This is a genomic window from Nocardia araoensis NBRC 100135, assembly GCF_000308435.1.
GTDB classification, from domain to species: Bacteria; Actinomycetota; Actinomycetes; order Mycobacteriales; family Mycobacteriaceae; genus Nocardia; species Nocardia araoensis.
Genome location: NZ_BAFR01000158.1, coordinates 26468 through 36176, shown reverse-complemented (window position 1 = coordinate 36176; position 9709 = coordinate 26468). Strand labels below are relative to the sequence as shown.

Genomic DNA, 9709 nt, shown 5'->3' with positions numbered 1-9709 from the left:
GCGCGCGGCGGGCTGGCGCCCGGGTGATGCGGTGGTCTTCGCCGCCGCGGGTTCCTCGGACGCCCGCGCCAGGCAGGATGTCCGGCGCGCGGCCGGCCTGCTGGCCGAGCGTCTCGGCACGGGAGTTCGCATCGGCTACGTCGCGACCGGTGCGCCGCGCGTGCCGGACGTCGTCGCCGAACTTCGCCAGGCGGGTGCGGGCCGGGTGTTCGTCGCCTCGTATCTGCTCGCGCACGGCCTGTTCCAGCAACGCCTGCACGAGGCGGGCGCGGACGGCGTCGCCGAGCCCATCGGCGTGCATCCGGCTGTGGTCCGATTGATCGCCGAGCGCTATCGGGTCGCGGCGGGGGAGTTGGCGCGGGTTCGCTGAGCGCTGTTGGGTCGCGGTGGGGGAGTTGGCGCGGGTCGGTGAGCGCTACTGGGTGGCGGCGGTTCGCTGAGCGCCAGGTCCTATCGGGGAGCCGGGCGCTGGTGCGGTGCGCGATCTGGGCGTGCTCGGGTGACCTTGCCGGAGGAGACTACTTGTTCTTGCCTGCGACGGTGGGTGGCCCCTGGTACGGCCGGTGCAGGTCGGCGAACTCGGCGGTGGTGGTGAGCGTGACGAGCGCTTCGAGCAGGGCTCGTGCCCGATCGGCCGTCGGAGGACCGGTGAGGACCGGTGAGGACCGGTCCGGCGAAAGCGTGGCCGTCGACGGCGATGATGAGCGCGCCGTTCGTGGCGCCGAGTGCCTGCTGACTCTCGTTGTGGGCGGCGCTGACCAGGTGGTCGAGGCTCGCGTCGTCGAGCGTCTCGATGAGGGTGGGGTCGAGACCGCTTTCGGTGATCGCCGTGGTGATCGCCGCGTCGTCGTGTTCGCCGCCGACGTGGATGCGCGAGCCCAGCGCGGCGTAGAGCCGGGCGAACGCGTCGCCTCCGTGGCGGTCGGTGACGGCGGCGCAGAGCCTGCCGAGGCGGCGTGAGCGTTCCAGCATCGGCCGTTGCTTCTCGTCCACCTCGGTTCCTTCGTTCAGCACGGCGAGATTCATCTGTCGCAAGGTCACCCGGTGGTCCTCGCCCGCGGTCTCGAGCAGCCAGCGGGCGCTGACCCAGGAGAAGGGGCATACCGGGTCGAGATAGAGCTCGATGTCAGCCATCAGGGGTCTGTTCCTTCGGTCGGTCAGGGGTATCTCGGGGCAAGAGCGGAACGCTGTGGTGTACTCCACTGTGGCCAATATACCCCTGGGGGTATAGTTCCCGATGCCCCCAGGGGTATGTCCGAGCAGGCTGAGCGCTGCGATTCGTATAGCGGAAATAGGGAGCACCGATGCGGCCAACGACATTGATGGGGCAGGACGGAGTAGACGCTCATGACCGGGTTTCACCCGGCGGACTGTTGGCGCGCTGGGGCGCGATGATGGCCGGCCGGGCCCGGGTTGTGTTCGGCGTGTGGCTGTTGTTGCTGGTGGCGCTAGGGGCGGCGGCGCCCAGCGTGTTCAGTTCGCTGGCCGGCGCCGGATGGCAGGCCGATGGTTCGGAGTCGGTGCGGGTTCGCGAACTCGCCCAGCAGCACTTCGGCGGGAATTCCTCGGCGGCGGTGCAGGTGGTGGTGCATTCCGACACAGAGACCATCGCCGATCCGGCGATGCAGCGGACATTGGGCCGGATTTCGGCGATCTTCGCCGACGATCCCCGGTTCGCGGCCGTCGTCGCGCCGCAGCCGGGCATGACGATCAGCCCGGACGGCCACACCGGCATCCTGATCGCGGGCGCCGACGCCTCCACCGACGAGATGGTGCGGGCCGTCGACGAACACAAGGCGGCGCTGACCGCGCTGTCCGGCGACGGAATCGAGGTCTACCCCACCGGTGCGTCGGCGCTGTGGAGCGATTTCAACAAGGCCAACCACGAGGCGATGATCAGGGCCGAGCTGTTCTCTTGGCCGGTCACGCTGGCGATCATGGTCTTGGCGTTCGGCTCGCTGGTCGCGGCCGGGCTTCCGCTGCTGTTGACGGTGGCCGGGCTGGTCGCTTCGGCCGGTGGTCTGGTGCTGCTCAACCACCTCACGCCGATCTCGGTGTGGGCGATGAACTTCGCCATGATGTTCGCTCTCGCGCTGGGCATCGACTACGCGCTGTTCCTGGTCGCCCGCTTCCGTGACGCGCTCACCAAGTCCGCCGATGCGCGTGCGGCGGTGGCCGAGACCATGGCCACCGCGGGCAAGGCTGTCGTGCTCTCCGGACTGACCGTGCTGGTCAGCCTGTCGGCGGTGCTCCTGGTCCCGGCGCCCGCGGTGCGCACCATGGCCGTGGGAATCATGCTCGCGGTGGTGTTCGTGCTCGCCGCCACGCTGACGTTGTTGCCTGCGGCGCTGGGCGCGCTGGGCGGCCGGATCAATGCCGCGGCACTGCCGTACGCGACGCGTCAGCAGCATCGCTCCCCGCGGTTCGCCCGCTGGGGGCGGCTACTGCACGATCACCCGTGGCCGTTCGCGCTCGCAGGACTCGGTGTGTTGGTGGCGCTGGCGTTGCCCGCCACGGGATTGCAGGTCGCGATGCCCTCGATTCAGGTCGTGCCCGCCGACGCGCCTGTACGACAAGGCTATGAACTGGTTCAGCGTCAGCTCGGCGCGGGAGCGCCCGGCGCATTGCAGATCGTCGTCCCCGCGGCCGAGGCCGCCCGCAGCGCCGAGGCGGCAGGGGCGACCGATGGCATCGCCATGGTCACTCCGCCCGTGGCGGCCGCGGATGATTCCGGCCTGGTGATGATGCAGGCCCTGCCCGCCGTCGATCCTTCCGATCACCGGCTGGGCGGCATCCTCGACGACCTGCGTGGGCGACTGCCCGCCGATGCTCTTGTCGGCGGCGCACCGGCGGAGAACCTCGACCTGCAACAGGCGCTCGACGACTACCTGCCGATCGTCGTCGGGGTGATCCTCGTCCTCGGCTTCGTCCTGCTGTTGGTGGCGTTGCAGGCTCCGCTCATCGCCGCGCTGGGCACCCTGGTCAGCCTGTTGTCGACCGCGGCCGCGTTCGGGGTGGCGAAGCTGATCTTCCAGGACGGTCACGGCGCGGGCCTGCTCGGCTTCAGTCCCCAGGGGTTCCTGGACGGTTGGGGGCCGGTGTTCTTCTTCGCGATGATCTTCGCCATCGCCATGGACTACACCGTGTTCCTGCTGGCCACGGCCAAGGAGCACTACGAGCGCTCGCGGGACCCGCGTACGGCGGCCATCGACGGGCTGGCCCACTCCGGCCGGGTCATCTTCGCCGCGGCCGCGGTCATGGTCGCGGTGTTCTTCACCTTCGCGCTGGCCGATCCGCTGCCGCCGAAGGAGATGGGCATCATCCTCGGCGTCGCGGTGCTGCTGGACGCGGTGGTGGTGCGCTTGGTACTGCTGCCGGTCGCGCTGCGCTTGACCGGTAGGGGCGCGTGGTGGTCCCCGGCCTGGCTGCGCCGGATCCTGCCCACGGTCAGTTTCGCCCACGAGCGGACCGAGCCGAAAGATACCCCAAGGGGTATTGTGGCAGGAAAGTGAGAGAAGGAGAAACATCATGGTCGGCGACGAAGACGCCATCGCCTCGGTACTCAATCGCCTGCGCCGGGCGCACGGCCAGCTCGCCGGAGTGATCGCGATGATCGAGCAGGGCCGGGACTGCAAAGACGTGGTCACCCAGCTCGCCGCGGTCTCCCGGGCCCTGGACCGGGCTGGTTTCAAGATCGTCGCCACCGGGCTCCGGGAATGCCTCGTGAACCCGGACGCCGAGACCGCGGATCCGATGACCGTGGAGCAACTGGAGAAATTGTTCCTGGCCCTCGCGTGACGCACGCGTCGCGGTGTCAGCGAGGGCGCGCGCCGCGCGGGCATCCCTCGGGCGCCCGTCCGAATCCGCACTGACCGACCATCTCTCGAAGGAGGCATCCGGCATGGATCTGGCGATTTCGACCACCTTGCGCACCGGCTTCGACGACGCCGTGGAAGCTACCCGCGCCGCACTGGCCGAGCAAGGTTTCGGTGTGCTCACCGAGATCGACATGCGAGCCACCCTGAAAGCAAAGCTCGACCAGGACATGGAGGACTACCGCATCCTCGGCGCCTGCAACCCGCCCCTGGCTCATCGCGCCGTGGAGATCGATCGCCGGATCGGATTGCTGTTGCCCTGCAATGTGGTGGTCCGGCGTGATCCCGACGACGCCGATGCCGTGCACGTCGAAGCGATGAACCCCCAGGTGATGGTCGAGGTCACGGACGAACCGGGATTGCACGCAGTCGCCGCCGACGCCACCATCCGCCTGCGCGCCGCCATCGACGCCCTCGGCGACCGCTGAATCGGGGTCTGGCTCGCCAGTCCTACCTCGTCTGTCAGGGGCGCTTTTTCTGACCGGTGTAGGGATTCGCGGGACTCGAGGCGACGAACTGCGACCAGGTCTGCGTGCCGTCGGGATGATCCGGGCACGTGTTCAGCCCGGCGCGGAAGGCGCCCCCGACTCGTCCGGGGACGGGGAGCGGCACGATCCGCCGGGGCCGCTGCCGGGCGCCCTGCCAGGCCTCCGCCAACTGTGCCAGCGTCAGCACCTCCGGTCCGCCGAAGTCGGGCGCACGGCCGAGCGGCTCGCCCACGGCCGCCTCGGCGACCCGCCGCGCCACGTCGGCGGCGGCGACCGGCTGGAAACGGAAGTTCGTCGGCAACGGCGCAACCGGCCATTTCTCGACGGTCTGCAACACCGCCGCGATCAGCTCGTGGAACTGGGTCGCCCGCAGAATCGTATGCGGCACACCGCTGTCGATGACGGCTTGCTCGCAGGCCAGCTTGTTGCGGTAGTACCGGAACGGGATGCGATCGATCCCGACGATCGACACGTAGAGCAGGTGCCGCACCCCGCGTGCGTGGCGCAGCAGATGCTGGGTTTGCTCGAGGTCGGCGCCACCCGCCCGCCGGACGTCCGAGGCCGCGTGGACGATCACCTCGGTGCCCGCTACCGCCTCCGCCACGCCCACACCGGTCCGCAGATCGCCGACGTGCGTGCCCGCGCCGGGGCGACGCGACAGCACTCGTACCTCATGGCCTTCTTCGCGCAACCGGCCGACCACGAGCCTGCCCAGCGCGCCGGTTCCGCCCGTGACGAGAATCTTGGTCATGGACCACTTCTACCGATGAAATCCGGCGAGCGTGGGGAGGCTCGTCGTCACCGTGGCGAGTCGCACGGCGTGTATCCGGCCGAGACGCCCAGCCGAAGTGTCGCCGGTGGTCGCGCGAGTCTGCGATGCCTCACTGGTCCGAAGCGGTGTGCGCGGGCGAGCGGGTGAACGACGCGCGGTAGCTGCTCGGTGGCACTCCGACGTGCCGAACCATGTGCTGGCGCAGCGACTCCGCCGAGCCGATGCCGCTGTGCCTGGCCACCTGGTCCATCGGGAGCGTGGTGGATTCCAGTAGTTCCCTGGCGCGTTGCAGGCGCTGGTGCAGCAGCCATTTCTGCGGGCTGAGGCCGGTTTCCTCGTGGAAGCGGCGGGTCAGCGTGCGCACACTGGTGCGAGCGTGGGCGGCCAGGTCCTCCAGCGACAGCGGTAGGTCCAGTCGCCGCAGCGCCCAGGCGCGGGTGTCCGCCAGGGTGACGCCGTTCTCCGCGGGCAAGGGTGCGTCCACGAACTGGGCTTGGCCGCCGGGACGGACCGGGGTGACGACGGCCGTGCGGGCGGCGGCGTTCGCTACCGTCGCGCCGTAGTCGGCGCGGATCAGATGCAGGCACAGGTCGATACCGGCCGCCGCGCCCGCGGCCGTGGTGATCGGGCCGTCTTCGATGAACAGCGCGTCACTGCGGACCGACACGTCGGGGTGGTTCGCCGCGAGTTCGTCGGCGAGCGCCCAGTGTGTGGTGGCGGTGCGGCCGGACAGCAGGCCCGCCTGCGCCAGAACGAAAGCGCCGCTGCAGATGGAGGTGACGCGTTTGCCCGCGGCTACCGCTGCGCGCAGGGCGTTCAGCGTGGCGGCGTCCGCGTCGGCGCGGCTGCCGGTGCTCGGCACGATGACGATGTCCGCCGCCTCGATCGCCTCCAACCCCCGGGAGACGACCACGTCGAACCCGCCAGATCCCGCTGGTAGCACGCCCGGTACGGCGGTGCACACCACGATCCGGTAGCCGGGTTCGCCGTCGACCATCGCCGCGCCCAGCACGGTTTCCGGCATGGACAGGTCGAAAGCTTTCACCGGAGGAACCGCGACGACGGCGACAGTCTGCATGGCCTGATCCTTGGGATAGTTGGCAATCCGGCCAGTAGCTTACCCGTCCGCGGCGCGGCAGGCTGAGTAGCACGCGATCGGCGAACGGCTTGCCGGGTGCCGATGTTCGCTCGAAATACGTTGATGTAGAGAGGAATTCGCATGCCTACGCAGGTCATCGTCGGACGTGGCGCCACCGCTTCGGCCACCGCGGCGCTACTGGCCGGGTCCGGCGACCGGGTACGCATGGTCAGCCGCAGCGGTGCGGGACCCGAGCACCCGAATATCGAACGAATCGCCCTGGACGCCCTGGACACGGCCGCGCTGACCGCCGTCGCAGAGGGCGCCGAAACCCTGTTCAACATGGCGATGCCCGCCTATCACACCTGGCCGGAGACCATTCCGCCGCTGTTCGGGTCCATTCGCTCCGCCGCCGAGCGGACCGGCGCGAACTACGTGATGCTCGGCAATCTGTACGGTTACGGACCCGCCGACGGGCCGGTCACCGAGCAGTCGCCGCTGGCGGCCACCGGGCCGAAAGGTCGGGTGCGCGCGCGCATGTGGCGGGAAGCCGAGGAGGCGCACCGAGCGGGACGGGTGCGCGTCACCGAGGTCCGGGCGTCGCAATTCATCGGTCCCGGCGCGATCTCGGTGTTCTCGTTGATCGCCCAGCCGAAGATCCTGGCAGGCCAGTTGGCGCTGCTGCCACAGGAACTCGACCTGCCGCACGCCTACACCGCGGTCGGCGACGCGGCGGCGGCAGCGGTCGCCGTGGCCCGCGACGAGCACGCATGGGGTCGCGCGTGGCACGCGCCGGTCATCACCGCCACCGTGCGGGAGCTGGCCGGACGATTCGCCGCGGCGGCCGGAGCGCCCGACCCGCGGTTGGCGGCCATGAACGATCGCGAACTGACGCTGCTGGGTCTGACCGACCCGTTCTGGGCGGAGCTGTTCGAGACCTACCACATGTCCCATGCCACCTTCACAGTCGACGACTCGGCCATCCGCGACACCTTCGGCCTGAAGGCATCCGATCCGGACGAAGTGTTCGCGCAGGTGGTGCACGGCGCCTGACGCGCGAACGCCGATCTCGCTCAGGAAGGTGACGAGACGCTCGGCCGACCGGGCTCGACGCACCCGCGTGGGACACGCTCGCTACGGGTTCCACGGGTCCAGCCCGCCATCGGGATCCAGGTGATCGAGATTGGCTACGCGCCTGGCCGACCGCATCAGGGCTTCCCGGTTGATGTCGTTCGGGTTCGCGTAGTACTCCCGCGCCGCCTCCTGGTGCATGGTCGCGACCCGGTGGCCGATCGCCCATCGGGTGTCCCGGCCCGCGCCGTCCCACTCGTCCGGGGTGATCGCCGCACGCAGTGCGCGGTCGGAATGCCAATTCTGCTCGACCCGCTGCACGAACGCGTGATCGATGTTCGCGTTGGGGGCGGGCGCGTTGCTGTGCCGGACGAAGCTGTCCGCCGCGATGACCGCCTGGGCGGCGAAGGCATCGTGCGCCTCGTGGTCGACGTGGTTGTCCACCGCCCACGCCGCCGCGATCGCCTTCTGCAGCGGCGCGAAGCTGTACGGATTCTGCGATGCCGTGGACTCCTGGACGGAGTACGCCGTCAGCGCATGAGTGACCCGCTCGTGGCTCGCGCCGGAGGAGAGCAGGACGGCATGGATGCGCGAATCGGGAACCTTGTTGTCGCGCAGTACCTTCAAGGCCCGCGAGACACCCAGCTGAGTGTGTATGCCCCCGACCTGCTGGGCCGCGTCGACCGCGACACCGCGCCAATTGTCGCGGGACAGTTGATGCTCGACGTATCCCGCTTCGCGGCTGGCGAGGATTCTCCTGGTGGAGCGTTCGATCGTCCTGCGGGTGCTGGAGAGCGGATTGAACGGATTGACCCGTCCGCCGGCCAGCCACGCCGTCACCGGCGAGGAGTTGATGGTGTTGAGCGTGCTGATCGGGGTTACCCACCCCATCCCGGGCGAGGACTTCCCACCACCCCCGCCACCACCCATGCCGAGAGCGGTCCCGCCGCTGCTCCCCGACTTGCTCGCACTGCCCTGCATGGCGAGCGCGAATCGGTTGGCGATCCAGTCGTTCCCCCGGCTGAGGCCGCTGCTGAGGCGTTTGAGCTGGAATACGGCGATTATCTCGACGGTGCCCGCGATGATGATCACCGCCATGACCTGTCCGCGCGCCTGCGCGAACAGGTTGCCCATGAACAACACGTAGACCCCGAGGAATATGGTGTACGCCGTCATTCGCGCCGCCGCGACGAAACTGTCGACGACATTGCGCACGAGGAAAGTCTGCGTCGGGCCGTAGACGAATCCGCCTGCGGCGAAGCCGAATATCGACATGAACCCGTGATAGATCGTGTCCAACGCGGCCTTGATGACCTTCAGGCCGAGATACATCGCGAAGGCCAGCAGGATGCCGCCGCAGACCAACAGCATCAGCCCGGTGGCGACCTGCCCCATGGTGGGATTCTCGGCCTTCGCGCGCGCGGCGGAGTCGCCGCACGACTTCAGGCCGCTGATCACCCGGGAGTCGTCACCTGCCGCGACCCCCGACGACCACGCCGATCGGCAGGCGGGCCGCTGGTCGACCGTGTGCCCGAAATTCCACACCTGTAGCGGCTGCCGGGCGAAATTGTCGGCCAGATCGCTCTGCATCGTCGCCACCAACTGGGTCGGATTCGGGTTCGCGTTCCCGTTCAGGCCGGCGGCCACCGAGATGCCGAGATCGCGGCCCTGGGCCAGCAACCCGTGCGAGGACAGCACATCCGCCAAGGGCTCGGCCAGGAACAACGGACCCAGCAACGCGACGCCCACCATCGTCACCACCTGCATGGTGGCCTTCGCGTGGTAGCCGCGCGCGATGAACCATCCGACGCAGACCGCACCGATGGTCGCCGCGGTGACCAGCATGATCGGGGTCGCGATCTGCGCGGTCAGCGCGTTGGCCACGCCGTGCAGGGCCGAACTGAACATGTCCAGCCACCGGAAGCTCAACGCGTAACCGATCAACCAGATCGCCGTCGTCACGATGGCTATGTAGCCGATGAATTCCAGGCCCAGTACGGCCCACAGGATGGTGGTACGCGGCTTGAGCAGGCTCTCGTCGCCGGTCGCGAATCGATAGTCCGACAGCGGGACGCCCGACGAGTCGTGAATGTTCATCCAGCTGAGCCCATCGATTCCGGAGGTCCCGGCCGCGCTGCCCGCCGCGTCCTGTGCGACGGCCAGCGCACCGAGGAAGCCGGGGAAAACGAAGAGCGCGAAGAGGGTGAGGGCGATCCAGGTCGCCCGTCGCCGCCAAGCGCCCGTCCCGGAGAGCGGCCGCCGATTCGCCGCACCGATGAGCAATGCGGCCACAGCTGTGGGAAACTTGCGGGGGACTCCGATCGAATGCCGCTCGGTGGATCTGAGGCGGACAGTGCGTGATCGCACCGCCTGGGAGCTGATGTGCACGAAAGAGTCCTTCGTCCCGTCTCTGGGGGCGCAGTCG

Annotated in this window: 9 protein-coding genes; 5 read left to right on the top strand and 4 right to left on the bottom strand. The window is 69.1% G+C overall.

Annotated elements, in window-relative coordinates; genetic code table 11:
- Positions 1-370 (top strand): CbiX/SirB N-terminal domain-containing protein (locus ON21_RS21730; protein WP_039800273.1); only part of this gene is annotated, 370 nt, incomplete at its 5' end.
- 80 nt (positions 371-450) lie between these two features.
- Here ON21_RS21730 and ON21_RS21725 read toward each other — a convergent pair.
- Positions 451-1134, bottom strand: coding sequence for a mycothiol-dependent nitroreductase Rv2466c family protein (locus ON21_RS21725; protein WP_245562677.1), 684 nt, complete (start codon positions 1132-1134; stop codon positions 451-453).
- Between the two features lie 170 nt (positions 1135-1304).
- Here ON21_RS21725 and ON21_RS21720 point away from each other — a divergent pair, with 170 nt between their 5' ends.
- From ON21_RS21720 to ON21_RS21710, 3 genes are all read left to right on the top strand, one after another.
- Positions 1305-3512 carry an MMPL family transporter gene (locus ON21_RS21720; RefSeq protein ID WP_083880791.1) on the top strand — a complete coding sequence of 736 codons (2208 nt, stop codon included), beginning with the start codon at positions 1305-1307 and terminating at the stop codon, positions 3510-3512.
- Between the two features lie 16 nt (positions 3513-3528).
- Positions 3529-3798, top strand: a complete 270-nt coding sequence (locus ON21_RS21715) for a metal-sensitive transcriptional regulator (RefSeq protein WP_039800259.1) — start codon at positions 3529-3531, stop codon at positions 3796-3798.
- A 103-nt stretch (positions 3799-3901) separates the two neighbouring features.
- Positions 3902-4303, top strand: a complete 402-nt coding sequence (locus ON21_RS21710; RefSeq protein ID WP_039800258.1) for a DUF302 domain-containing protein — start codon at positions 3902-3904, stop codon at positions 4301-4303.
- A gap of 34 nt (positions 4304-4337) precedes the next feature.
- On the opposite strand, the gene ON21_RS21705 is transcribed toward ON21_RS21710, so the two are convergent.
- Together ON21_RS21705 and ON21_RS21700 are read right to left on the bottom strand one after the other, a co-directional pair.
- The gene (locus ON21_RS21705) at positions 4338-5114 is read right to left on the bottom strand and encodes an SDR family oxidoreductase (protein WP_039800257.1); all 777 of its coding nucleotides are present in this window, start codon (positions 5112-5114) and stop codon (positions 4338-4340) included.
- A gap of 130 nt (positions 5115-5244) precedes the next feature.
- Positions 5245-6213 (bottom strand): GlxA family transcriptional regulator, encoded by a 969-nt coding sequence (locus ON21_RS21700; RefSeq protein ID WP_039800256.1) that lies wholly within the window; start codon positions 6211-6213, stop codon positions 5245-5247.
- 141 nt (positions 6214-6354) lie between these two features.
- Between ON21_RS21700 and ON21_RS21695 the strand changes: the two genes are divergently transcribed.
- Complete coding sequence (locus tag ON21_RS21695; RefSeq protein ID WP_039800254.1) at positions 6355-7266, top strand: NAD-dependent epimerase/dehydratase family protein; 912 nt, start codon at positions 6355-6357, stop codon at positions 7264-7266.
- Between the two features lie 81 nt (positions 7267-7347).
- Here ON21_RS21695 and ON21_RS21690 read toward each other — a convergent pair whose 3' ends face one another.
- Positions 7348-9576, bottom strand: coding sequence for a hypothetical protein (locus ON21_RS21690; protein WP_039800253.1), 2229 nt, complete (start codon positions 9574-9576; stop codon positions 7348-7350).
- Positions 9577-9709 lie beyond the last annotated feature (133 nt).

What these genes read in the sequence shown, in the direction of transcription:
- ON21_RS21725 (WP_245562677.1), bottom strand. Translation starts at nt 1,134, where the DNA reads ATGGCTGACATCGAGCTCTATCTCGACCCGGTATGCCCCTTCTCCTGG.
- ON21_RS21720 (WP_083880791.1), top strand. Translation starts at nt 1,305, where the DNA reads ATGCGGCCAACGACATTGATGGGGCAGGACGGAGTAGACGCTCATGAC.
- ON21_RS21715 (WP_039800259.1), top strand. Translation starts at nt 3,529, where the DNA reads ATGGTCGGCGACGAAGACGCCATCGCCTCGGTACTCAATCGCCTGCGC.
- ON21_RS21695 (WP_039800254.1), top strand. Translation starts at nt 6,355, where the DNA reads ATGCCTACGCAGGTCATCGTCGGACGTGGCGCCACCGCTTCGGCCACC.
- ON21_RS21710 (WP_039800258.1), top strand. Translation starts at nt 3,902, where the DNA reads ATGGATCTGGCGATTTCGACCACCTTGCGCACCGGCTTCGACGACGCC.
- ON21_RS21705 (WP_039800257.1), bottom strand. Translation starts at nt 5,114, where the DNA reads ATGACCAAGATTCTCGTCACGGGCGGAACCGGCGCGCTGGGCAGGCTC.
- ON21_RS21700 (WP_039800256.1), bottom strand. Translation starts at nt 6,213, where the DNA reads ATGCAGACTGTCGCCGTCGTCGCGGTTCCTCCGGTGAAAGCTTTCGAC.